At 68.0% G+C, this 21,826-nt stretch carries 21 protein-coding genes and 1 tRNA gene; 9 read left to right on the top strand and 13 right to left on the bottom strand.

Going from position 1 to position 21,826, the window contains the following annotated elements; all coding sequences use genetic code 11:
• Positions 1–257 precede the first annotated feature (257 nt).
• The 4 genes from NUV79_RS15890 (at position 258) to NUV79_RS15875 (ending at position 5,397) form a co-directional block, all read left to right on the top strand.
• Complete coding sequence (locus NUV79_RS15890; protein ID WP_257734069.1) at positions 258–3,587, top strand: helicase-related protein; 3,330 nt, start codon at positions 258–260, stop codon at positions 3,585–3,587.
• A 21-nt stretch (positions 3,588–3,608) separates the two neighbouring features.
• Positions 3,609–3,917 (top strand): RNA-binding S4 domain-containing protein, encoded by a 309-nt coding sequence (locus NUV79_RS15885; protein ID WP_257734068.1) that lies wholly within the window; start codon positions 3,609–3,611, stop codon positions 3,915–3,917.
• A 169-nt stretch (positions 3,918–4,086) separates the two neighbouring features.
• Positions 4,087–4,422, top strand: a complete 336-nt coding sequence (gene fdxA / locus NUV79_RS15880) for a ferredoxin FdxA (protein ID WP_257734067.1) — start codon at positions 4,087–4,089, stop codon at positions 4,420–4,422.
• Positions 4,423–4,800: 378 nt separating this feature from the next.
• Positions 4,801–5,397, top strand: a complete 597-nt coding sequence (locus tag NUV79_RS15875) for a CarD family transcriptional regulator (protein WP_257734066.1) — start codon at positions 4,801–4,803, stop codon at positions 5,395–5,397.
• A gap of 77 nt (positions 5,398–5,474) precedes the next feature.
• On the opposite strand, the gene NUV79_RS15870 is transcribed toward NUV79_RS15875, so the two are convergent.
• The 3 genes from NUV79_RS15870 to NUV79_RS15860 all read right to left on the bottom strand — a co-directional run bounded on the left by NUV79_RS15870 (position 5,475) and on the right by NUV79_RS15860 (position 8,612).
• Positions 5,475–6,344 carry a dienelactone hydrolase family protein gene (locus tag NUV79_RS15870; RefSeq protein WP_257734065.1) on the bottom strand — a complete coding sequence of 290 codons (870 nt, stop codon included), beginning with the start codon at positions 6,342–6,344 and terminating at the stop codon, positions 5,475–5,477.
• Positions 6,345–6,445: 101 nt separating this feature from the next.
• The gene (locus tag NUV79_RS15865) at positions 6,446–7,930 is read right to left on the bottom strand and encodes a M48 family metalloprotease (protein WP_257734064.1); all 1,485 of its coding nucleotides are present in this window, start codon (positions 7,928–7,930) and stop codon (positions 6,446–6,448) included.
• A 4-nt stretch (positions 7,931–7,934) separates the two neighbouring features.
• On the bottom strand, positions 7,935–8,612 hold the full coding sequence (locus NUV79_RS15860) for a hypothetical protein (protein WP_257734063.1): 678 nt from the start codon (positions 8,610–8,612) through the stop codon (positions 7,935–7,937).
• Positions 8,613–8,739: 127 nt separating this feature from the next.
• On the opposite strand from NUV79_RS15860, the gene NUV79_RS15855 reads away from it, so the two are divergent.
• Positions 8,740–8,816, top strand: a tRNA-Arg gene (locus NUV79_RS15855).
• Between the two features lie 53 nt (positions 8,817–8,869).
• Here the strand turns inward: NUV79_RS15855 and NUV79_RS15850 are convergent.
• Positions 8,870–9,946: an MFS transporter gene (locus tag NUV79_RS15850; RefSeq protein ID WP_257734062.1), complete on the bottom strand. Its 1,077-nt coding sequence runs from the start codon at positions 9,944–9,946 to the stop codon at positions 8,870–8,872.
• Between the two features lie 269 nt (positions 9,947–10,215).
• Here NUV79_RS15850 and NUV79_RS15845 point away from each other — a divergent pair, with 269 nt between their 5' ends.
• The gene (locus NUV79_RS15845; RefSeq protein WP_257734061.1) at positions 10,216–10,803 is read left to right on the top strand and encodes a hypothetical protein; all 588 of its coding nucleotides are present in this window, start codon (positions 10,216–10,218) and stop codon (positions 10,801–10,803) included.
• 7 nt (positions 10,804–10,810) lie between these two features.
• Here NUV79_RS15845 and NUV79_RS15840 read toward each other — a convergent pair whose 3' ends face one another.
• The 9 genes from NUV79_RS15840 to proB form a co-directional block, all read right to left on the bottom strand.
• Positions 10,811–11,335 carry an RNA pyrophosphohydrolase gene (locus tag NUV79_RS15840; RefSeq protein WP_257734060.1) on the bottom strand — a complete coding sequence of 175 codons (525 nt, stop codon included), beginning with the start codon at positions 11,333–11,335 and terminating at the stop codon, positions 10,811–10,813.
• Entirely contained in the window at positions 11,332–12,519 is a 1,188-nt protein-coding gene (locus NUV79_RS15835) for a divergent polysaccharide deacetylase family protein (protein WP_257734059.1), read from the bottom strand. The genes NUV79_RS15840 and NUV79_RS15835 overlap by 4 nt, the downstream gene beginning before the upstream one ends.
• A 215-nt stretch (positions 12,520–12,734) precedes the next feature.
• Positions 12,735–14,096 (bottom strand): S41 family peptidase, encoded by a 1,362-nt coding sequence (locus tag NUV79_RS15830; protein WP_257734058.1) that lies wholly within the window; start codon positions 14,094–14,096, stop codon positions 12,735–12,737.
• Positions 14,096–15,442 (bottom strand): murein hydrolase activator EnvC family protein, encoded by a 1,347-nt coding sequence (locus tag NUV79_RS15825; RefSeq protein WP_257734057.1) that lies wholly within the window; start codon positions 15,440–15,442, stop codon positions 14,096–14,098. The genes NUV79_RS15830 and NUV79_RS15825 overlap by 1 nt, the downstream gene beginning before the upstream one ends.
• Complete coding sequence (rlmH, locus tag NUV79_RS15820) at positions 15,439–15,918, bottom strand: 23S rRNA (pseudouridine(1915)-N(3))-methyltransferase RlmH (RefSeq protein WP_257734056.1); 480 nt, start codon at positions 15,916–15,918, stop codon at positions 15,439–15,441. The genes NUV79_RS15825 and rlmH overlap by 4 nt, the downstream gene beginning before the upstream one ends.
• Positions 15,919–15,930: 12 nt before the next feature.
• Positions 15,931–16,260: a ribosome silencing factor gene (gene rsfS, locus NUV79_RS15815; RefSeq protein WP_082617706.1), complete on the bottom strand. Its 330-nt coding sequence runs from the start codon at positions 16,258–16,260 to the stop codon at positions 15,931–15,933.
• Between the two features lie 151 nt (positions 16,261–16,411).
• Positions 16,412–17,035, bottom strand: a complete 624-nt coding sequence (locus tag NUV79_RS15810) for a nicotinate-nucleotide adenylyltransferase (protein ID WP_257734055.1) — start codon at positions 17,033–17,035, stop codon at positions 16,412–16,414.
• Positions 17,036–17,050: 15 nt separating this feature from the next.
• A complete protein-coding gene (locus NUV79_RS15805; RefSeq protein ID WP_257734126.1) occupies positions 17,051–18,292 on the bottom strand; it encodes a glutamate-5-semialdehyde dehydrogenase in 1,242 nt (413 codons plus the stop codon).
• Between the two features lie 110 nt (positions 18,293–18,402).
• Entirely contained in the window at positions 18,403–19,527 is a 1,125-nt protein-coding gene (gene proB, locus NUV79_RS15800; protein ID WP_257734054.1) for a glutamate 5-kinase, read from the bottom strand.
• 343 nt (positions 19,528–19,870) lie between these two features.
• Here proB and NUV79_RS15795 point away from each other — a divergent pair, with 343 nt between their 5' ends.
• From NUV79_RS15795 to NUV79_RS15785, 3 genes are all read left to right on the top strand, one after another.
• Positions 19,871–20,245 (top strand): DUF6481 family protein, encoded by a 375-nt coding sequence (locus NUV79_RS15795; RefSeq protein ID WP_257734053.1) that lies wholly within the window; start codon positions 19,871–19,873, stop codon positions 20,243–20,245.
• 251 nt (positions 20,246–20,496) lie between these two features.
• Positions 20,497–21,057, top strand: a complete 561-nt coding sequence (locus NUV79_RS15790; RefSeq protein ID WP_257734052.1) for a sigma-70 family RNA polymerase sigma factor — start codon at positions 20,497–20,499, stop codon at positions 21,055–21,057.
• A 48-nt stretch (positions 21,058–21,105) separates the two neighbouring features.
• Positions 21,106–21,798 carry an anti-sigma factor family protein gene (locus NUV79_RS15785; RefSeq protein ID WP_257734051.1) on the top strand — a complete coding sequence of 231 codons (693 nt, stop codon included), beginning with the start codon at positions 21,106–21,108 and terminating at the stop codon, positions 21,796–21,798.
• Positions 21,799–21,826: the final 28 nt, after the last annotated feature.

The raw sequence follows: 21,826 nt of genomic DNA, 5'->3' as shown, positions 1-21,826 counted from the left end.
AAAGGCTTACATAGAATTCCTGCTAGGCGGCTTTCGGGCCGCCTCGCCACGCCAATCCGGGAGGGCGCGATGACGACAGGGCCCACGCTGCCAGGGGCTAGACTCCGAAAAGGGAACAAAACCCGATTCTGCCGGAGTCAGCGATTCGGCCCCGCTTCGTTCCAGACTCGTTCTTGGTGGGTCTCTGTCTGAGACTTGCATAAGCCCCGTCCACGCTCCCGCCCGCATGGGCGGGCGAGAAGATCGGCTCCTGCGCCTTGCTTCCTTTTCGTTCGCTGCCGCCCGCCGCCCGCGCCAACAGCGTCACGGCCGTGCTGGGCCCGACCAATACCGGCAAGACCCATCTCGCCATCGAGCGCATGGTCGCCCATCCCACCGGGATGATCGGCCTGCCGCTCCGCTTGCTTGCGCGCGAGGTCTACCAGCGCGTCGTCGACAAGGTCGGCGCGCAATCCGTCGCTCTCGTCACCGGCGAGGAAAAGATCAAGCCGGAGCGGCCGCGCTTCTGGATCTGCACGGTCGAGGCGATGCCGCGCGATCTCGCGGTCGATTTCGTCGCCATCGACGAGATCCAGCTCGCCGCCGATCTCGACCGCGGCCATGTCTTCACCGACCGCCTGCTCAACCGGCGCGGCCGGGCCGAGACCATGCTGATCGGTGCCGCGACGATGCGCCCGCTGATCGAGCAGCTCATGCCGGGCGTGAACGTCGTCACGCGTCCGCGCCTGTCGCAGCTCACTTTCGCCGGTGACCGCAAGATCACGCGGCTGGCGCCACGCTCGGCCATCGTCGCCTTCTCGGTCGAGGAGGTCTATGCGATCGCGGAGCTGATCCGCCGGCAGAAGGGTGGGGCGGCCGTGGTGCTGGGCGCGCTCTCGCCCCGGACCCGCAATGCCCAGGTCGAGCTCTACCAGTCCGGTGACGTCGATTATCTCGTCGCGACCGACGCGATCGGCATGGGGCTCAATCTCGACGTCAACCACATCGCCTTCGCGGCGGACAGGAAGTTCGACGGGCATCATTACCGCAGGCTCAATCCGGCCGAATTCGGCCAGATCGCCGGGCGCGCCGGGCGGCATCTGCGCGACGGCACCTTCGGTACGAGCGGGCGCTGCCCGCCCTTCGATGCCGAGCTGGTTGAGGCGATCGAGAACCATCGCTTCGAGCCGATCCGCCAGATGCAGTGGCGCAATTCCGATCTCGACTTGCGTTCGGTCGGTGGCCTCCTGGACACGCTGAACCTCCAGCCGTCGGAGCAGGGCCTGACGCGGGCGCTGATCGCCGAGGACATGACGACGCTGGAAGTGCTGGCGCGGGACCCGGATGTCGCGAAGCTGGCGCAAGGGCGCGCGGCGGTCGAGCGGCTCTGGGAGGTCTGCGGCCTGCCGGATTATCGCAAGATCTCGCCGATGCAGCATGCCGATCTCGCGACGACGCTGTATCTCAGGCTGATGCGCCATGGCCGGCTCGATGCCGACTGGTATGCGGCGCAACTGGCCGCGCTCGACCGCACCGATGGCGAGATCGACACGCTCTCGGCACGGATCGCCCAGGTCCGGACTTGGACCTATGTTGCGAACCGTCCTGACTGGTTGCCTGATCCAGAGCATTGGCAGGGCATGGCGCGTCTTGTAGAGGACAAGCTGTCGGACGCTCTGCACGAGCGGCTGACTCACAGATTTGTCGATCGGCGCACCAGCGTGTTGATGCGCCGCTTGCGGGAGAATGCGATGTTGGAGGCTGAGGTCACCGCGACGGGCGACGTGCTCGTCGAGGGCCAGCATGTGGGGATGCTGCAGGGCTTCCGCTTCACGGCGGACCCGAAGGCTGGTGGGTCCGAGGTCAAGGCCCTGAACCTGGCGGCGATGAAGGCGCTCGGCGCCGAGATCGAGGCCAGGGCGGCGCGCGTCGTGCTGGCGGGCGACGATGCCTTCCTGCTGTCGCATGACGGGCTGGTGCGCTGGACCGGCGAGCCGGTCGCGCGCCTGACCGCCGGCGAGAAGGTTCTGGAGCCGCGGCTGCGCCTGCTGGTGGAGGAACATCTCGGTGGCCCCGCGCGCGAGCAGGTCGAAGGCCGGATCAGCCTCTGGCTGAAGAATCACGTCACCAAGCTGCTCGGCGCCGTTCAGGTCCTCGAGGCGGCCGAGAACGTCACCGGCATCGCGCGTGGCATCGCCTATCAGGCGGCCGAGGCGCTGGGTGTGCTCGAACGCTCCAAGGTCGGCGAGGAGATGAAGGCGCTCGACCAGGAGGGCCGTGCGGCCCTGCGCCAGCTCGGCATCCGCTTCGGCGCCTTCCACATCTATATGCCGGCGCTGCTGAAGCCTGCGCCGCGCGCGCTCGCCGCCCAGCTCTGGGCGCTGAAGCATGGCGGGCCGGAGACGGCCGGGCTCGACGACATCGCCCATCTCGCGGCTTCCGGCCGCACTTCCTTCCCGGTCGACAAGGCCGTTCCGAAGGGCCTGTACAGGGCCGCCGGCTACCGCGTCTGCGGCGAGCGGGCGGTGCGCGTCGACATCCTCGAGCGCCTCGCCGACCTGATCCGTCCGGCTATCGCCTATCGCCCCGGCGTCACGCAAGGCACGCCCCCGGTCGGCGCCGCCGATCAGGACGGCTTCGTCGCCACCGGTGCGATGACCTCGCTGGTTGGCTGCGCGGGCGAGGATTTCGCCTCGATCCTGCGCTCGCTCGGCTATGTCTCGGTCAAGCGCCCGGGACCGGCCATCACCGTGCCGCTGGCGCCGCCCCCGGCCGCGACCGCGCCGGCTCAGCCTGTCGCCGCTGCTGAAACGGAAGCGGCTTCCGTTGAGGGCGATGCCGTCGAGGCGTCCGCCCACACCGAGGGCCCGAGCGAGCCGGCGACCGCGCTGAACGAAGACGGGCTGGCCGAGGGCGAGACGCTTGTCGTCGAGGCCCCGGCTGTCGAGACGGCTGATGCGCCGATCGCGACCGAGGCGGAGCTGGATACGGCGCGCGAGCCGGTTCCGGCCGATGCGATGGTCGCGCTTCCGGCTGCCGCTGCCGAAGAGACCGCCTCTGCCGAAGCCGGTGCTGGCGAGACCCCTGCCGTCGAGACTGCGCCGGCCGAGCCCGAGCTGATCGAAATCTGGCGACCGCATCGCCATCAGGGCGGGCGTCGGCCGGAACAGGGCAATCCGCGCGGCCGTCGTGAGGGCGGTGAGCGTCGCGAGGGAGGTGAGCGCCGTGGTGGCGACCGACCGCAGCGCGAGGGTCGCCCTGGTGGCCCGCGCCGTGACGGACGGCCCGAGAACCGGCCGACTGCTGCGGCTGGCGAGGGCGCGCCAGCGCAGCGCCAAGAACGTCAGGATGCGCGCCCGCGTCAGGACGACCGCCCGCGCCGCGATGACCGGCCGCAGCGGCAGGATCGTGCGGAGGGCAATCGCGGTCCGCGTCCCGATTTCAAGCGCGACGGCCGTCCCGGCGGCCCGCGTCGCGAGGAGCGGAGCGGGGCTGAACGCTTCCAGCAGACGCCGCGTCCGCGTCCGGCCAATCGCGAGCCGGATCCGGATTCGCCCTTCGCCAAGCTTGCGGCTCTCAAGGCCCAGCTCGAAGGCAGCAAGAACTAAAGCGGAGGAGGCGCGGGCCGTTTGCAGGACGATCGTCAGCGCCTGGACAAATGGCTCTGGTTCGCGCGCTTCGCCCGCAACCGCCCGGCGGCTGTGCGCCTGGTGGAGGACGGCCATGTCCGCATCGAGGGGCGCCGCTGCGACAACCCGGCGCAAGGCATCAAGCTCGGGGCGGTACTGACGCTCGCCCTGGCTCATGCGACGGTGGTGGTCAGGGTCCTGGCTTTCGCTGAGCGGCGCGGCTCTTTCACCGTGGCCCAGCAGCTCTACGAGCGGCTCGACGGCGGCAGCGGCGATGCGTCGCTTGCGGAGGCGGGGGACGAGGATTAAATCCGCGCCCTGTCTGCGGCGGATGCTGAAATCGGGCCGGGGAGGGAAATCTTCCCCGCAGCGTCCCTGCAATGACAGATCGTTCTGCAAAAGATCACGAAAACGACCTTGAAACCTGCGCCGGGCAAGGGTTTATGGGGTTGTTTAGAAGTGTTGGAAGGGCCGGCCCATGACCTATGTGGTCACCGAGAATTGCATCAAGTGCAAGTACATGGACTGCGTCGAGGTGTGCCCGGTCGACTGCTTCTATGAGGGCGAGAACTTTCTCGTCATCCATCCCGACGAATGCATCGATTGCGGCGTCTGCGAGCCCGAGTGCCCGGCCGAGGCAATTAAGCCCGACACGGAGCCCGGCCTCGAAAGCTGGCTGCAACTCAATGGCAAGTTCGCCGCGAGCTGGCCGAACGTCACCCAGAAGAAGGACCCGCCGGCCGACGCCAAGGAGTTCGACGGCGTGCCCGGCAAGCTCGAGATGCTCTCGCCGGAACCGGGCGAAGGCGACTGATCCGGCCGCCGTTCACCGGCCGCGCTGCATTAACCACGACCTCGCCATGCCAATGCAGGGGAGCGCCGCCCGGCGTTTACCTTTGATTCGGCGTGTTTTTTGTGTTACAAGCTAGTCCCAGTCGAAGTCGTTCCGCATGCCCCTGCGAGATTCAGCAATCGGGGCGCCCCCAAGAGATCACAGACGATGGAAGAGCCGGCCACGGCGCCGGGGCTTCGGTCGTCGTTCTCGTCAGGGGCCCAATGAAAGAATCGACTAGGGAGCGTGAAGCGGTGCGTTTTCCAAGCGTCGCATCAGGCGGAAAGTCTCCTGCCACCCGGCCGGAGGCCAGATCATCACGTGCTCGCGTCGAGCGGGCCGGTCAGGAGTCGTAACGGCATGTCCACTGCGAAGAAAGCTGTTGTGCGCCAGGGTTTCAAGACGGGCGAGTACGTCGTCTATCCGTCCCATGGTGTCGGTCAGATCACGGCGATCGAAGAGCAGGAAGTCGCGGGTTTCAAGCTGGAACTGTTTGTCGTCAGCTTCGCCAAGGACAAGATGACGCTGCGCGTCCCCACCGCCAAGGCTGCCAGCGTTGGCCTGCGCAAGCTCGCCGATGCCGAGTCTGTCGCCAAGGCGCTGACCACGCTCACCGGCCGCGCCCGCGTCAAGCGCACCATGTGGTCGCGCCGTGCGCAGGAATACGAAGCGAAGATCAATTCGGGCGATCTCGTCGCCATCGCCGAAGTGGTGCGCGACCTCTATCGTTCCGAGGCCCAGCCCGAGCAGTCCTATTCCGAGCGTCAGCTCTATGAGGCCGCTCTCGACCGCATGACCCGCGAGATCGCTGTCGTCGACGACGTCACCGAGACCGAGGCCCTCAAGAAGATCGAAGGCCAGCTCGCCAAGTCGCCGCGCCGCGCCGGCAAGGCCGAGGCTGAAGCCGACGCGGATCTGGAAGGCGACAACGACGATATGGCGGAAGAAGCCGCCTGATCGACGTTCTATTCATTGTCTTCGAAGAACCCGGCGGGCGACCGCCGGGTTTTTTTGTTGGGTTCAGTCCAGCGGCGCTACGCCGTTCCCGTCCCAGCCTTGAGGAAGGCCACCGTCCGCGCCCAGGCCTGCTTGGCCGTCGCGGCGTTGTAACGCTCGGCGCTGGTGTCGTTCATGAAGGCGTGGTCGACATCGGGATAGACGATGGCCTCGTACTGGATGTCGGCAGCCTTCAGTGCCTTCTCATAGTCGGGCAGCATCTGGACGAGGCGGGTGTCGCGCGAGGCCTGCTGGATCAGGAGCCGGGCCTTGATCTGCGGCACCTTGGCGAGGTCGGGCGAGCGGCCGTAGAAGACGACGCCGGCCGAGAGTTCCGGGACCGAGACGGCGAGGTCGTTGACCGAGCCGCCGCCCCAGCAGAAGCCGACGGCGCCGGTTCGTCCGGTCGCATCCGGGCGCGAGGTCAGGTATTTCAGCGCGGCGCGGCCCTGGGCGACGACCGCCTCGGCGGGAAGCTGCGGGAAGAGCGCGCGAGCCGCGTCCGGATCGGTCGGCGTGCCGCCGAGTGGGGTAAGGAAGTCGAGCCCGAGCGCGGTGAAGCCTTCCAGCGCCATGCGGCGGGTGATGTCCTCGATATGCGGATTGAGACCGCGGTTCTCGTGGATGACGAGGACGCCGCCGCGCTTCGCCTCGGCCTTGGGCGTGACGAGATACCCCTTCAGCGCCACGCCATCGACGGTCTGGTCGAACCGGCTTGCCGTGATGCGGGCATCGTCCGGCGCCACCTGCTGGGCATGTGCGTAGTTGGGCTCCAGCAGGGCGAGCGCGGCTTCCGCCGCCGCCGTGGTGCCGGCGATGGCGAGCAGCCGGTTCATGAAGACGCGGCGGTCGAGCGGCTTATGCGTGTATTCGTCGTAGAGTTCGACGATCCGGCGATCGAGCGCCATTCTTGCCTCCCTTGGTCATGGCCTTGCGCCAATCATAGCGCCGGGCGCACGCGATGCAGGAGGGCGTTGGACGGACTCGCGGCCTTGTGAAGGCAGCAGGGCTATTCGGCGACGACCTTGTAACGCTGGCCAGGCGTCAGCGCGGCATTGCGGTCGAGCCCGTTGAGGAGTTGGAAGAGCTCGCCCGGTCTGTCCTGCTCGGGCATGCGCTCGGCCATGCTGGCGATCGTGTCGCCGGCTTCGGCCGCGACCAGCCGGATCTGCATCGGTCGGACGGCCTGAGCTTCGGCCGGTGTCATGACCCGGAAGCTGTCGACGATGCTGCGCATCTGCCGCTCAGGGTCGCTGCCGCCGCGTGCAGCCAGGATAAAGCGATAGACCCGGTCGCCGATCTGCACGGCGGCGAGCCTGAAGGTCCAGTCGGTGCCTCGGCCATGGGCGCGGATGGCGGGCTGGCCGGCGATCTCGATCTTCTCGATGCCGGTGGTCTCGACGCCCTCGATCCAGCCGGCGGCGACATAGGATTCCAGCGTCTGGCCGCTCTTCAGCGTGACGGAATCGAAGCGCAGGGCCTGAGCGCCATTGGCGCTGACGCCGATGACCATGTCCTGGGCGGCTTCCAGGCTGAAGCCTTCGGGCGCGCTGAAGCCGATGCGCAGCGCGCTGTTAAGATAGCGCCGCCCGCGGACAACGCCGTCACGCGGATCGTCGCCATAGGCCAGGCCTTCGATCACGCTCAGCCAGCGATTGGCGTCGCGCTCGCCGATACCGGGCGCACCGATCTGGCGGGCGGCGGCGGTGACGGCGGCGATCCGCTCCGGCGTCTGCGGATGGCTGGAGAGGATGTCGAGCCGCTTGTCGTCGGGGCTCTGGTTCTGGCCACTGCTGCGGAAGGCGGTGTTGCGGCCGAGCGTGGCGAGGAAACGGCCGGCGCCATAGGGGTCGTAGCCTGCACGCGAGATGTTGCGGACGCTGATCTGGTCCGCGGTCAGTTCCTGCTGGCGCGAGAACCTGGCGAGCGAGAGCTTGGAGCCTGCGCTGACAGCCGCGCCGCGCGCGGGGTCCTTCAGGACCTGCGAGACGACCTGGTTCACCAACGCCGATTCCGCTTCCTTCTCGGCTCGCTCGACGGCGTGCTGCGCGGTGACATGGGCGATCTCATGCGCCAGCACCGAGGCGATCTCGGAGGTGTCGTTGGCGAGCGCCAGCAGGCCGCGCGTGACATAGAGCCGGCCGTTGGGCAGCGCGAAGGCATTGACCACCGGCGAGTTCAGGATGGTGATGTCGTAATGGCCGATCTGGCCCTCGCCGGCCTTGGCGAGGCGCTGGACGACATCGTCGAGCGCGGCGCGGGCGCGCGGCGCGCGATATTCGCCGCCGAAGGCCGCGAGCAGGCGCTGGTGCTCCTGGTCGGAAGCGCGCTGGATCGTGCTGATACGCGGCGCGATCTCGTTGTCGGAGGTCGCGCTCGCCGGCAGCAGCGGGCTCTGGTCGCCGAGACAGCCGACGAGCAGGAAGCCGGGCAGCATGATGGCTGCCAGCCGCTTCGAAAGTCGCGAAAGCGATGCTCGCCAGGTCTGCTGCATGTCCTCAGTCGATCAATTCCAGAGCGGTTCGCGAAGCGACCTCCAAAAGAAGGCCGTCGCGCCCGGACAGGACACCATAGGCGCGCAGCCGTTTACCGCCGAGATCGCTCGCGGTCCAGCCGGCGCTCTTCAGTTCGCGCCAGAGGCTGCGCGAGAGGACGATCGAGGCAGCCTCCTTCGGGCGGCGGGAGAAGTTCAGGTAGGTCCGCTGGGAGCGCTCGCCGACCGAGGCGATCCGGCCTTCCAGCATGACGTAACGCCCCTCCTGCGCCTTTACCGCGGCGAGATCATGGCCATCGACCGCCGTCAGCGGCGAAACTTGCGTCCGAGATGTTACCGTTTTCTGAATGGGCGCCTTCTGCGGCACTGCGCAGGGGGATAAGCCGGGCTCGGGCATGGGCAAGGCCACGCCCTGCCGCAGCAGCCATTCAGCGAGGTCCTGAGCCGGTTCGCCCGGTGTCGCTGACGGGACGGACAGCCGCGCCGGCAGCCGCCCCCAGCGATCGGGCTCGCCGAGAACGGCAAGACCGAGCGGGCGGCCTAGGAAGCCGCGCAGGCCGGCATCGAAGCGCGACGTCTCCTCGGAGCTCTGGCGCGGCGCGAGACCGACAAGGCGGAGCTTCCGGCCATCGCCCAGAAGCAGGTCTCCTGCGGGATCGAGCCCGGTCAATTGCACGCTCATGGTTGCATCGGCGCCGGGCACGCAGCCGTACGCGGCCCCTGCCGGCATGACGGCAAGGGCCGCGAATATGACGATGGCAAGAAGGGACTTCACCCGCATCGCGATTATGCTACACGGAGTTCTGTGCCTCCCGGTAGCTCAGCAGGATAGAGCAACGGTTTCCTAAACCGTAGGTCAGGGGTTCGAATCCCTTCCGGGAGGCCATTTCCAAGGCAGTGGATAGCAGTCGATGTTCGGGCTGCCCGCGATCGCTGCGCTCAAGGCCGGCGCGACACGATGCCGACGACGATCACGACTGATGCCATCATGCAGCTGACCGTGATCAGCGACGTCGAGAGGGAAACCGTGGTCATCACCGCGCTCACCACGATCACGCCAACCGCGTTTGCCGTCCGCAGCAAGGCGAAGACCTCCGCACGTCGCTTCGGCGGCGCGAGCGTATCGAGGACGAGCGAGTAATAGGTGCCCAGCGGCGCCAGAACCGCGCCGATTAGGACGGCGGCGACGACCGTCACGATCATCGAAATCTGAAGTGCCGCCAGGATCGCTCCGGACGTCATGATCGCCAACTGGACCAGGACCGCCCGTCGGCTCGCCATGCGGTTTCGGATGCTGACCCAGATGCCGCCTGCGACCGAAGCCAGGCAGAGCGGTACGGTGAACAGGATCGCCAGCGACGGTGCGTAGCCGAAATGCAGCGCCAGTGCGACGGCGCCGATCTCCAGCGCGGCCACCGTCGCTCCGCCTGCGGCGGCGCACATGAGCCAAAGCAGGATCGACGGACTGAGGATCGACGCGTCCGGGGCATGGACCTCGTCTGGCGAGGCCTCGGACCGTACTGTCGGAAGCAAGAGCGCTGGGATCGTGCCGAGGATCGCGATGGCCAGGACCGCAAAGACGGGCGAGATGGTGCCCAGCCCTGAAGCTGCCACCGGCGCCAGAACGAATGTGGTCTCGTTCAGCGTTGCCGCGATCCCCAGCGCACGAGGAAGCTTCGCCGCCGGCGCGAGCGCGTTGAGGATCGTCCGCAGATATCCGGCAGCCGCGCCATTCACCAGCCCGGCCAATGCCGATGCCGCGACCAGCCAGATGACGGGCGTTGCATAGTGCGCGAGCAGGGCAAGCGTGCCGAGCGCGATCGTCCTGAACACCACCAGCAGCCTCAGGAATGTCGTGGGTGCGAAGCCGCGGCCCAGGCGTGTGATCGGGATGGCGCCGACCACCTGGGCGAGCGTCATCGACAGGATCATGGCCGCGCCGGCGCTGGTGTCGCCGGTGAGCGCCAGGGCGACGAGCGCGAAGGCGACGGGCCCCGCCGCCTGCGGAACCGTCATCGTCGCAGAGGATATGAACCACCGGATCAGTGGCGTTGCGTTGATCGTGCTGGTCGAGGATGTCGTCATGGGCCGGCCCGAAAGGAAGGGGCCGGGCCGTTCCCGGACATTCTGTATCCCAGGACGGGATCGAGGACGTTACCTCGCGACAAGCGCTTTAGCTTTCGCAAGCGGGACTGGCAAGCTTGCGACCCGAGGCGATGGCGGTCGCAGCGCAAACCTCCCAAAATCGGTGGCCATCGCTGCGATTGTTGCTCTAAGCAGGGGGCATGGAGACCGTCTCGCCGCATGAACTCTTCACCCATGTCCGCATCGTCATGGGCATGGTCATCGGGCTCGGCATCACGCGGATGCTGGCGGGCCTCGCCGGCTTCATCCAGCATCCCGGCCGCCACCGCGTCTCGCTGCTCCATATGCTCTGGGCCGGCTCGATCCTGCTCGAACTCGTGCTGTTCTGGTGGTGGGAGTTCGGGCTGTCGCGCATCCCGGTCTGGAGCTTCGGCGTCTATCTCTTCCTGATCTGCTATGCCGTCGTGCTCTACCTGATCTCGGCGCTGCTGTTCCCGGACAATATCGCCGAGTATGCCGGCTACGAGGACTTCTTCATCCGGCGGCGGCACTGGTTCTTCGGCTTGCTGGCGGCAACCTTCGTGCTCGATGTCGTCGATACGCTGATCAAGGGCAGCGAGCACTGGAGCCAGCTTAGCGGCGACTATCTCGTGCAGGTCCCGATCGGGTTGGCGCTCTGCCTCGTCGCCTATGTCTCCGCGCGGCGCTCGGTCCATATCGCGCTCGCCAGCGCGCATATCCTCTACCAGAGCTACTGGATCGTGCGGGTCGTCTACACGATGGGCTGACGCAGCCTCAGCGCCTTCTCTCGGCAGCGTCGGCGAAGGGCGCGAAATGCCGGGCGACCTGCCGGTAGACATCCTGCTTGAACGGGATGATCAGCTCCGGGGTTTCGGCGAGCCGTGCCCAGCGCCAGGCGTCGAACTCCGGCTTGTGGCCGCCGGCCGGTGTCAGGATGTTGATCTCGTCCTCGGAGCCGGTGAGGCGGAAGGCGAACCATTTCTGGGCCTGGCCGCGCCAGCGGCCCTTCCAGGCTTCCTTGCCGATATCGACAGGCAGGTCATAGGCGAGCCAGCCCGGCGCCTCGCCGAGAAGCTCGACCGAGGTAACATTGGTCTCCTCCGCAAGCTCGCGGCGCGCGGCTTCCAGCGGCGTTTCGCCCGCGTCGATGCCGCCCTGCGGCATCTGCCAGGCATGGCCGGGCGCGACATGCTCGCGCTTGGTCTTGTCGGCGCGCCGGCCGACGAAGACGAGGCCCTCGGCATTGAACAGGGCCAGGCCCACGCAGGGGCGATAGCCTTCGGGGGCCTTGTCGGTCATTGCTGCGATCCGGTGGGCTTGGTCGATCCCGTGCCGATCGATCCGGTGCTCTTGGGCGAGCGGAAGCCGCGGGCCGCGCTGACCGGGACGATGACGAGCTTCTTGGCTTCCAGCGACTGTGCCCAGCGGTTGATCCGCTCGATCGAGACCGGCAGCGCGCTGGCGGCAGCGACAACGACGCCCTGCTCGCGGGCGAGGTTTTCGAGCGCGGCCAGTTCCTTGTCGATCGCGTCGGGGCGGGTGACGCCATCGATGACGCGGTCGATCTTCAGAGAGGGAATGCGGGCACGATCGGCCGAGCCGGCGAGCAGGCTGCGCGGGGAGGAGCCGTCATCGACGACCATCAGGCCGCGGCCCGCAAGCTCACGCAGGACCGGGGAGAGGGCGCCTTCGTCCGCCGTGAAGCGGCCGCCGAGGAAATTGACGATGCCGACATAGCCGGTAAAGCGGCCGAGCGCCCAATGCAGCTTGTCGAGGTTGTCGGGTGCCTTCGGGCCGGTCAGCAGCGTATGCGGACCGGGATCGTTGTCGGGATAGTCGAAGGGCTCCATCGGCAATTGCAGGAAGACCTCGTGGCCTTCGCCGCGGGCGCGCTGGACGGTGCGTTCGAGCTCGGTGCCGTAGGGCGCGAAGGCGAGCGACACGGCCGGGGGCAGCTTCGCGATCGCATCGGCCGTGCCGCTCTGGCTGATGCCGAGCCCGCCGACGAGCAGCGCGATGCGCCCGGCCGGCTTGGTCGCAGGCTCGGGGCCGAGCGGGCGGGCATAGATCTTGGCTGGGGTTGCGCCCTCCGGGCCAACCTTCGGCAGCAGGCCGTAGCGCGAGCGCTCGACAAGGTGATTGTCGGGGGCCGTCGCGAGCTTCTGCGTACGGGCCTCGTCGGGAATGGTGATGACGATGGCTTCCGGCGCATCTTCGCCGGCGCGGGTCACGGTCACGCCCGCGCTGTGCTCGAGCTGGGCTGCGCTGGCCGGGCCCTGCGGCGTCGCCGCGACCGGGCCGGGATTGGCCGGAGCGGATGAGACCGGGGCAGCGCGCTTCTCGATCGCGGCCACGGCCATCGGTTCGCCGCCATCGGGGTCACGACGCAGCGCGACCGTCAGCACGAGCCCGAGAATAGCCGCGCCGACGCAGCCGGCCGCCGCCGTCGCGAGCCAGCGACCCCAGGGCCTGCCAGAGGCCACCGGGCAATCCTGGCCGAGCGGTCGATTGAGCTCCGTCAGCGGCGTTCCGGCCGGGAGAGGCCGTCCTCGAAATTGCGATACGGACCCGAATCAGCAGCCCGCGCGCCAGAGTACGCGCCGATCAGATCGCATCGCAATCTGATCGGACACGCGTTCACGGTCTGGAACCGAGAGCCGGATCGGCTCTCGCGAAGGCGTCTGGAGCGCCCGCAGGCTCAGTTCGGCTGCTTGGGCGCCTCGGTCGTCGCGGGCGCGGCCGGAGCGGCGGGCTTGTCGGCGGCGGCCGCAGCACCCGTCTTGACCCCGCGCAGCTGGTTCAGCGCGGCGATGAGCTGGGTGTCCTTGGTGGCGTCGGACGGGACGTAGGAGCTCGAGCCGGACTGCTCCTCGCCCTCGCCGGCCTTGAGATGGCCCTTGAGCGCGGCTTCGCCCTTGTTCTCGACGAGCTTGTCCTTGATCTCCTGCGGGATGTCCTGCTGGACCTCGATATCCGGCGTGATGCCCTTGGCCTGGATCGAGTTGCCCGACGGCGTGTAGTAGCGCGCCGTGGTCAGGCGCAGGCCGCCATTCGAGCCGAGCGGGATCACGGTCTGGACCGAGCCCTTGCCGAAGGAGCGCGTGCCCATCACGGTCGCGCGCTTGTGGTCCTGCAGGGCGCCGGCGACGATCTCGGCCGCCGAGGCCGACGAGCCGTTGATCAGCACCACGACCGGCTTGCCCTTGGTCAGGTCGCCCGACTTGGCGTTGAAGACCTGGGTCTCCTCGGCATTGCGGCCGCGGGTCGAGACGATCTTGCCGCGATCGAGGAAGGCGTCGGAGACCAGCACGGACTGGTCGAGGCGGCCACCGCGGTTGTTGCGGAGGTCGATGACGAAGCCCTTGAGCTTGTCGGCGCCGATCTCGCTCGTCGTCTTCTCGATCGCCTTGCGCAGGCCGTCATAGGTCTGCTCGGAGAAGGTGCCGATGCGAATGTAGCCGATATCGCCCTCGACGCGCTCCTCGACGGCCGGCACGACGATGGTCGAGCGGGTCAGGGTGAATTCGAGCGGTTCGGTCTTGCCGGGGCGGTCGATCTTGAGGGTGACCTGGGTGTTGATCAACCCGCGCATCTTCTCGACCGCCTGGGTCAGGGAGAGGCCCTTCACCTCCTGGCCGTCGATCTGGCGGATGATGTCGTTCGCGAGGATGCCGGCCTTGGAGGCGGGCGTGTCCTTGATCGGCTTGGCGACCTTGAGGACGCCGTCCTCCATCGTCACCTCGATGCCGAGGCCACCGAACTGGCCGCGCATGTCGGTGTCCATGTCGCGGAAGGACTTGGAGTCGAGATAGGACGAATGCGGGTCGAGCGAGGAGACCATGCCGTTGATGGCGGCCTCGATCAGCTTCTGCTCGTCGGGCTTGTCGACGTAATCGGTGCGGATCTTCTCGAAGATGTCGCCGAAGAGGTTCAGGCTGCGGTAGACCTCGGCCGAGGCCGCGACCGCGCTGGTCGAGCTCAGCAGCCTGGTCTGGGTGGCGAGACCGGTCAGGCCCGCGCCCATGATGGCGCCGGCGAGAACGAGGGAAACCTTGCGCATCATCCGCGAACCTTTTCGCCTTGCGATTTCGTCCACCACGGCGTCGGATCGATCGAGACGCCGTCTTTCCTGAATTCGATATACAGAACCGGCTGCCCGGTTCCCACCCCTACTGTCGTCGCCGCAGCTTCCGACGTTTCGCCCATCGTCGCAACCGGCTCTCCCGCCAGCACGAACTGATTGAGCGCAACGTCGATCCGCTGCATGCCGGCCAGCAGGATGTAGTATCCTCCGCCCGCGTTCAGGATCAAGAGTTGCCCGAACGAGCGGAACGGTCCCGCATACACCACCCAAGCGTCGGAAGGCGCCGAAACTAGGGCGTTGGCGCGGGTTTCCAGAGAAATCCCCCGGATGGTGCCGCCAGCGCCGTCAGGATCGCCGAAACCACGCAATCGTGATCCTGCCGCCGGCAGGGAAAGCAATCCCTTCGCCTCGGCGAAGGCGATCTTGGGGGCGAGCCGCGCGGGGTCCTTGAAGGCAAGTGCCGTCATGCGCTCGCGCTGCTCACGCGTCTCCTGCTCGATCGCCTGGCGGGCGGCATCGGCCGCCTTGTTCGCGACGGAGATTTCCTTTTCGATCTTCTCGACGAAGTCCCGCATCGAGCGGGCCTGGCCGGCAAGTTCCTTGCCGAGCGCGGCCTGTTGCTCGACATCCCGGGCGGCATTGGCCTCGCGCTCGCGCCTTGCCTCGATCAGGGATGCCAGACGCTGGCGCTCGCCTGCGATCTGCTCCATCTCGGTGCCGATCCGGCCTTTTTCCGTGGCGATGCCGTTGCGCAGGCGGACGAGTTCGGCGAGGTCGGTGCCGAGGATCTCGACCTCCTGCCTGAGGTCCGGCACGACGGCGCCGAGCAGCATCGAGGCACGCACGGCCTCCAGGATATCCTCGGGGCGGACCAGCACGGCAGGCGGCGGGCGGCGACCGATGCGCTGCAGCGCGGCCAGCACCTCGGCGATCAGGTTGCGCCGGCCGTCGAGCGAACGGCGGATCGCGGTCTCGCTGGATTGCAGCAGGGCGAGCCTTGTCTCCAGCGCACCAAGCCGCTCCTCGGCTGCCTGGGTCCGCGCGGTGGTGTCGAGCAGGGCCTTGTTCAGGGCGGCGCGGTCCGCTCGGATCGCGGCCATTTCCTTTTCAAGCGCGGCGCGGGCCTCGGTGTTGCCGGCGAGGCGCTGCTCGATCGCCTTGAGCTCGCTCTCGCGCGCCTGCTTCTCGACGAGCTTCTGCATCGCCTCGCGCTGAAGGGCTTCCGGATCGGGCTGCGGCGTCTGGGCGAGCGCGGCACCTGATGTCGCCAGCAGGGCGGCAAGGCACAGGCCGCGCAGTCCGGGGCGAATCAGCGAGCTCATACGCGATGATAGGGGTGACCGGAGACGATCGTCATCGAGCGATAGAGCTGTTCGAGCACGAGCGCGCGCACGATCTGGTGCGGGATGGTGAGGGCGCCGAAGGCCAGCGTGATGTCAGCCTTGTCGCGAATCTCCTCGCTCAGGCCGTCGGCACCGCCGATGATCAGGCTGGCATGGCCGGTGCCGGAATCACGGGCGCCGGCGAGGCGGCTGGCGAAGGCCTCGCTGCCGAGCTGGCGGCCGCGCTCGTCGAGGGCGATGATCAGGCCGGGCTGCGCCTTCGCAAGGATGGCCTGCGCCTCCTCGCGCTTGCGCTCCTCGGAGCGGCGGCCCCGGCCCTCGGCGATCTCGACGATCTCGGGGCCGCTGAAGCCAATGCCGCGGCCCAGCGCGACGCCACGCTCACGATAGCGCTCGCAGAGTTCGCGTTCCGGCCCATCCTTGAGCCGGCCGACGGCGATGACCGCGAGCCGCATCCGGAGACGACGTCAGCTGTCGAGGCGTTCGTTCGGCCGGTCGGTGCCCCACATCTTCTCGAGATTGTAGAACTGGCGCACTTCGGGCCGGAAGACGTGGATGATGATGTCACCGGTATCGATCAGCACCCAGTCGCAGGCAGGCATGCCTTCGACGTTGGGCGTCGGCAATCCGGACGCCTTCAGGGCTTCGATCAGGGCATCCGAGATGGCCGCGACATGGCGGTTGACGTTGCCCGAGGCGATGATCATCGCGTCGGCCAGCGACGTTTTGCCAACGAGGTCGATCACCGTGATGTCCTCGGCCTTCATGTCCTCCAGGACACGCTGGGCAAGGGCGATGCTATCGGCAGAGGGATTGTCCGCGATAGCGGCCTGGGGAAGCGGCTTCGGCTCGGCTTCACCAAGGGTTTGACGGGTCAGTGACGTATCCTCTCGATCCTGATGCGCGGTTGGCGCGATGGGTCCAAAATAAGCCGGAAGGCGCCGGAGTTCAATCGCGGCCGGCCTGTTTGCGCAGCATGGTGGAGGATAACGTCGAACGCTTGCCATGCAGGAAGACCCAGGCCGGAGGCCGCAGGCGTGGCAGGCTTGCGGCCCGGTTCTCGGGCAAGCGCCAGCGCGAGAGCCAGTTGGCGGCGGGCGAGGCCATCGCGCTATGGGTCGAGCCTGGCCGGTCGATGATCGCGATCGGCATCATCCGGGCAATAGTGCGCCATTCGTTCCAGCGGTGGAAACCGGCGAGATTGTCGGAGCCCATGATCCAGACGAAGTTCACGCCGGGGCAGCGCCGCTTGAGCGCGCGCAGCGTATCGGCAGTGTAGCGGGTGCGCAGCATCGCCTCGACGCCGGTGACATCGATGCGTGCATGGCCGGCGACGGCACGTGCCTGCCGGATCCGTTCGGCGAGCGAAGGCAGCTTCGCGTTGTCCTTCAGCGGATTGCCGGGCGTGACCAGCCACCAGACACGGTCGAGATGGAGGCGGCGGAGCGCGGTGAGGCTCGCCAGCCGGTGCCCGTCATGGGCCGGGTTGAAGCTGCCGCCGAACAGCCCGACGCGCAGGCCGGGCGTGAAGGAGGGCAGCCGGGACGGCAGGCGCGGAAGCTCGCTCGTCATGCGCCGGGCTTCGTCTCAGGGCCGGGTCTGGCCCGCGCCATGGACGCGGTATTTGAAGGAGCAGAGCTGCTCGACGCCGACCGGCCCGCGCGCATGCATGCGGCCGGTGGCGATGCCGATCTCGGCGCCGAAGCCGAACTCGCCGCCATCGGCGAACTGGGTCGAGGCGTTATGGATGACGATCGCGGAGTCGACCTCGGCGAGGAAGCGGACGGCGGCGACCGCGTCGGAGGTGACGATCGCATCGGTGTGATGCGAGCCGTAGCGCTCGATATGGTCGATCGCGGCATCGAGACCGGGCACGGCCCTCACCGCGATGATCCGGTCGAGAAACTCGGTCGCCCAGTCTTCTTCGGTGGCGGCGGTCACGCGCGCATCGACGGCACGGGCCGCCTTATCGCCGCGCACGGCGCAGCCGGCATCGAGCAGCGCGGTGACGAGCGGGGCGAGATGGGTCGCTGCGCAGGCCTCGTCGACCAGCAGTGTCTCGGCCGCGCCGCAGACTCCGGTTCGGCGGAGCTTGGCGTTGAGCAGGATATCGCGGGCCATGGCGAGATCGGCCTTCGCGTCGACATAGACATGGCAGTTGCCGTCGAGATGGGCGAAGACCGGCACGCGCGCCTCACTCTGGACGCGGGCGACGAGGCTTTTTCCCCCGCGCGGCACGACGACGTCGATATTGCCGTTGAGCCCCGAGAGGATGTCGCCGACGGCGGCGCGGTCGCGCGTCGGCACGAGCTGGATGGCGTCGCCGGGCAGGCCGGCGGCCTCCAGGCCTTCGCGCATGGCGGCGGCGATCTCGGTCGAGGAGCGGAAGGAATCGGAGCCCGCGCGCAGGATCGCGGCGTTGCCGCTCTTCAGGCACAGCGCGCCGGCATCGGCGGTGACATTCGGCCGGCTCTCGAAGATCACGGCGATGACGCCGAGCGGCGTCGCGACGCGCTCGAAGCGCAGGCCGTTGGGGCGGGTCCATTCCGCCAGAACCCGTCCGAGCGGGTCGGGCAGGTCGGCGACCTCGGCGACGGCGTCAGCAATGGCGACGAGGCGCTTCTCGTCGAGGGCGAGGCGGTCCATGAACGAGGCGCTCAGGCCCGCGGCCTTGCCATCGGCGAGATCCTGCGTATTGGCGGCGAGGATTCTGGCACTGCGGGCGCGCAACGCATCGGCCATGGCGAGGAGAGCTGCGTTGCGCAGCTCGGCCGGGCTCAGCGCGACCTTGCGTGCGGCGGCGCGGGCGCGGCGGCCGACATCCTGCATGACGCTGCCGATATCGGCGGTCTCGTTCGTCGCGATGATGCGCAAGGCGCTGTCGCCGGTCATCTTGTTCAGTCCGATCGCCGCCGGGAAAAGCCGGCTCGTGAGAAAGCTTAGCCCAGCCCGAGCGCCATGTCGTCCCGGTGGATCATCTCGGCGCGGCCGGGATAGCCCAGCACGGTCTCGATGTCGCGGGAGGCCTTGCCGAGCACCAGAGCCGCTTCGGAGGCGTCATAGGCGACGAGGCCGCGGCCGAGCAATTGTCCCTCGGGATCGCGGATCAGCACGGCGTCGCCGCGCGCGAACTCGCCTTCGATCCGGGTGACGCCGACCGGCAGCAGGCTCGCGCCGCCGCGTAGCGCACGGGCCGCGCCGGCATCGAGATGCAGCGTGCCGCGCGGCTCCAGAGAGCCGGCGATCCAGGTCTTGCGGGCGGTGGCGGGGGTCGAGGCGGTGAGGAACCAGGTGCAGCGGCCGCCCTCGGCGACGCTGGCGAGCGGGTTCTTGGCCCGGCCGTCGGCGATCAGCATATGGGTGCCGCCGGCCGCCGCGATCTTGCCGGCCTCGATCTTGGTGCGCATGCCGCCGCGCGAGAGCTCGGAGGCCGCGCCGCCGGCCATGGCGTCGATCTCCGGCGTGATGCGCTCGACGACGGGGATATGCCGCGCCCCCGGGTCCTTCGCGGGCGGGGCCGTATAGAGCCCGTCGATATCGGAGAACAGCACCAGCAGGTCGGCGCCGGCCATGGTCGCGACCCGCGCCGCGAGCCTGTCATTGTCGCCGTAGCGGATCTCGGTGGTGGCGACGGTGTCGTTCTCGTTGATGACGGGGATGGCGCGCAGGTCGAGCAAGCGCCCGAGCGTCGCGCGTGCGTTGAGATAGCGGCGGCGCTGCTCGGTATCGGCCAGCGTCAACAGCACCTGCCCGGCGGTGAGGCCGTGGGCGCCGAGCGCCTCGGCCCAGTTGCGGGCGAGCGCGATCTGGCCGACGGCGGCAGCGGCCTGGCTTTCCTCCAGCCGCAAGGGCCCGGAGGGCAGTCCGAGCACGGTGCGCCCCAGCGCGATAGCGCCGGAGGAGACGACGAGGACATCGGCGCCGCGCTGGTGGAGGTCGGCGAGATCCTCGGCCAGCGCTGCGAGCCAGGCATGGCGAAGGCGGCCGCGGCTGCGGTCGACGAGCAGGCTGGAGCCGACCTTGACGACGATGCGGCGGAAATCGGAGAGCTGAGGCGTCTTCACGGGAGCACGACGTTGTTGCGGCAGTCGCCCTGCCTGTTGGGGAAAATGCGGCGCTTGTAAAGCATAGAGCTGCTTTTCAGGCGCCAATACCGCCCGCCACGGGCCGTTTGCATTGACAGGGCAGTGCGGGCTGCCCATATGCAGGGCTTGGCCCGCCCGCTTGATGGGTGCCGATCCTGCCGTTCTCATGCGTTTGAAGCGTGCAGTATGCAGGACCTGCCGCCCGATAAGCGCTGGAAGCGGGGCTGCCGCGCGTCGATTTCGATACCAATCCGGCCGGATCTGGATTATCTCGCCCGCGCAGGCCGATGAACGCCCGTAACAACCCGAGAGAAGATCACCCTTGAAGAACCCGAACGACCGCAGCTTTACCGACCGCCAGTCCAATTCCGCCAATGCCAAGAAGGCGCTGCTCGAGCGTTTCCAGGCCCGGCCGAAGGCCGACGACCCGGTGATGGTGCAGCGACGCGAGGAGCGGGAAGCCATCGCCCAGGCTCGCGCCGAGCGCGAAGCCGAGAAGGCGAAGATCCGGGCCGAGAAGGAGCGCCTGGAAGCGATCGAGCGTGCGCGCATCGAAGAAGAGAAGCGCCAGGAAGAGCTCGCCCGCGAAGCCGCCCGCAAGGCCGAGCAGGCCAAGCGCGATGCCGAGCGTCCGCGCAAGGTATTGCTGGAAGCCGTGCAGTACATGCAGATGCGCACGGCGGGCAAGCGCCGCTGACGCCGGGAATTTCCGCATAGCGATGAATGCGATTTGGGGCGCAGCGAGCGCCCCTTTTCATGTCTGCTTAACCGCGTTGGCAACGCCCGCCCCGCGCAATGGCTGCTTTTCGGGCAAAAAACTCCTATCCGATCCGCGCCGGCCTATCGGCAAATCCGCGCATGCAGATTAATGTGCGCGCCGGGTTGAACCTTTTCCCCGCTCGCCGCGACAACTGGATGCGAGCCGGGATGCCTGGCCTTCGAGGGGCAATGCATACGGAATCGGACGAGGATCTCGTCAAACGGATCGCCTCCGGCGACCGGCTCGCGATGAAGGTGCTGTTTTCGCGGCATCAGGTGCGGGTCTACCGTTTCGTGCTGCGGCTCGTCCGCGACGAGACGCTTGCCGAGGATGTGATCAGTGACGTGTTCATGGATCTGTGGCGACAGGCGGACCGGTTCGAGGCGCGCGCCTCGGTCTCGACCTGGCTGCTCGCCATCGCCCGGAACAAGGCCTGGTCGCTGCTGCGCAAGCGCCGCGATGCCGAGCTGGACGAGGATTATGCCGAAAGCCTCGAGGACGATGCCGACGGCCCCGAGATCGTGCTGCAGAAGCAGGACAAGGGTCTCGCCATCCGTGCCTGCCTCGAACGGCTCTCGGCCGAGCATCGCGAGGTCATCGACCTCGTCTATTACCACGAGACTTCCGTCGAGGAGGTCGCGCGGATCGTCGGGATCCCCGAGAACACCGTCAAGACCAGACTTTTCCACGCCCGCAAGAAGCTGGGCGAGATGCTCAAGGCGGCCGGCATCGACCGCGGCTGGCCGTAAGATTTCCGATTTTATCAGGCGCGGCTCCGCCGCAAAGGGAGTGGCGTGATGAACGACAGCATCGCCAGCGATCCGAAGCGCCGCGAGCTCGAGGAGCTGCTGCCCTTCTACGCCAATGGCCGGATCTCCGACGCCGACAAGCGCCGCGTTGAAACCGCGCTTGCGACCGATGCAGAGCTTGCCGCCCGGCTCGACCTTATCCGCGACGACATGGCCGAGACGGTTCTGCTCAACGAGAGCCTCGGTGCTCCCTCTCACAACGCGCTCGAAAAGCTGATGGCCGGGATCGAGGCCGAGGCCCGTCCGGTGCCTCTTCTAGCCCGCGCCCAGGAGGGTAGCCGCGGCTTCCTCGGTTGGCTGGGCGGGCTGCTCGCCGCGCAGTCGCCGCGCCGCCTCGCCTATGCCAGCGCTGCGGCGATCGCCCTCATCGCGTTGCAGGGCGTGGCGATCACCGGGCTTGCGCTGCGTGATGGCGGCCCCGGTTTCCAGACCGCTTCGGCTCCTGGCGCACGGCCTTCGGAAAGCTATGTCCTGCTGAGCTTCTCGCCTGAGGCGCGGGCCGGCGAGATCGCCTCCTTCTTCAAGCGCTTCGACGCCTCGGTGGTCGATGGCCCGCGCGCCAACGGTTTCTTCAAGGTGCGTGTCGGCGACGCCTCGCTGTCCTCCGCCCAGGTCGATGCGATCGCAGCGCGGATGAAGGGCGAGAGCGCCATCGTCAGCTTCGTCGCGCCGGCGCCGTGATCCGGCTGGCGCGGTTGCTGGGCGCCAT

The organism is Allobosea sp. 47.2.35 (assembly GCF_024655635.1).
Lineage (GTDB): Bacteria > Pseudomonadota > Alphaproteobacteria > Rhizobiales > Beijerinckiaceae > Allobosea.
The sequence above is the reverse complement of the archived record's forward strand: the minus strand, read 5'-3'. Positions and strand labels throughout refer to the sequence as shown.

Coding starts and splice junctions, on each gene's coding strand:
- NUV79_RS15785 (WP_257734051.1), top strand. CDS start 21,106: ATGAACGACAGCATCGCCAGCGATCCGAAGCGCCGCGAGCTCGAGGAG.
- NUV79_RS15840 (WP_257734060.1), bottom strand. CDS start 11,335: ATGACCGACAAGGCCCCCGAAGGCTATCGCCCCTGCGTGGGCCTGGCC.
- NUV79_RS15850 (WP_257734062.1), bottom strand. CDS start 9,946: ATGACGGTTCCGCAGGCGGCGGGGCCCGTCGCCTTCGCGCTCGTCGCC.
- fdxA (WP_257734067.1), top strand. CDS start 4,087: ATGACCTATGTGGTCACCGAGAATTGCATCAAGTGCAAGTACATGGAC.
- NUV79_RS15810 (WP_257734055.1), bottom strand. CDS start 17,035: ATGACGAGCGAGCTTCCGCGCCTGCCGTCCCGGCTGCCCTCCTTCACG.
- NUV79_RS15790 (WP_257734052.1), top strand. CDS start 20,497: ATGCATACGGAATCGGACGAGGATCTCGTCAAACGGATCGCCTCCGGC.
- rlmH (WP_257734056.1), bottom strand. CDS start 15,918: ATGCGGCTCGCGGTCATCGCCGTCGGCCGGCTCAAGGATGGGCCGGAA.
- NUV79_RS15825 (WP_257734057.1), bottom strand. CDS start 15,442: ATGAGCTCGCTGATTCGCCCCGGACTGCGCGGCCTGTGCCTTGCCGCC.
- NUV79_RS15830 (WP_257734058.1), bottom strand. CDS start 14,096: ATGCGCAAGGTTTCCCTCGTTCTCGCCGGCGCCATCATGGGCGCGGGC.
- NUV79_RS15865 (WP_257734064.1), bottom strand. CDS start 7,930: ATGCAGCAGACCTGGCGAGCATCGCTTTCGCGACTTTCGAAGCGGCTG.
- NUV79_RS15805 (WP_257734126.1), bottom strand. CDS start 18,292: ATGCAGGATGTCGGCCGCCGCGCCCGCGCCGCCGCACGCAAGGTCGCG.
- NUV79_RS15875 (WP_257734066.1), top strand. CDS start 4,801: ATGTCCACTGCGAAGAAAGCTGTTGTGCGCCAGGGTTTCAAGACGGGC.
- NUV79_RS15845 (WP_257734061.1), top strand. CDS start 10,216: ATGGAGACCGTCTCGCCGCATGAACTCTTCACCCATGTCCGCATCGTC.
- NUV79_RS15870 (WP_257734065.1), bottom strand. CDS start 6,344: ATGGCGCTCGATCGCCGGATCGTCGAACTCTACGACGAATACACGCAT.
- NUV79_RS15860 (WP_257734063.1), bottom strand. CDS start 8,612: ATGAGCGTGCAATTGACCGGGCTCGATCCCGCAGGAGACCTGCTTCTG.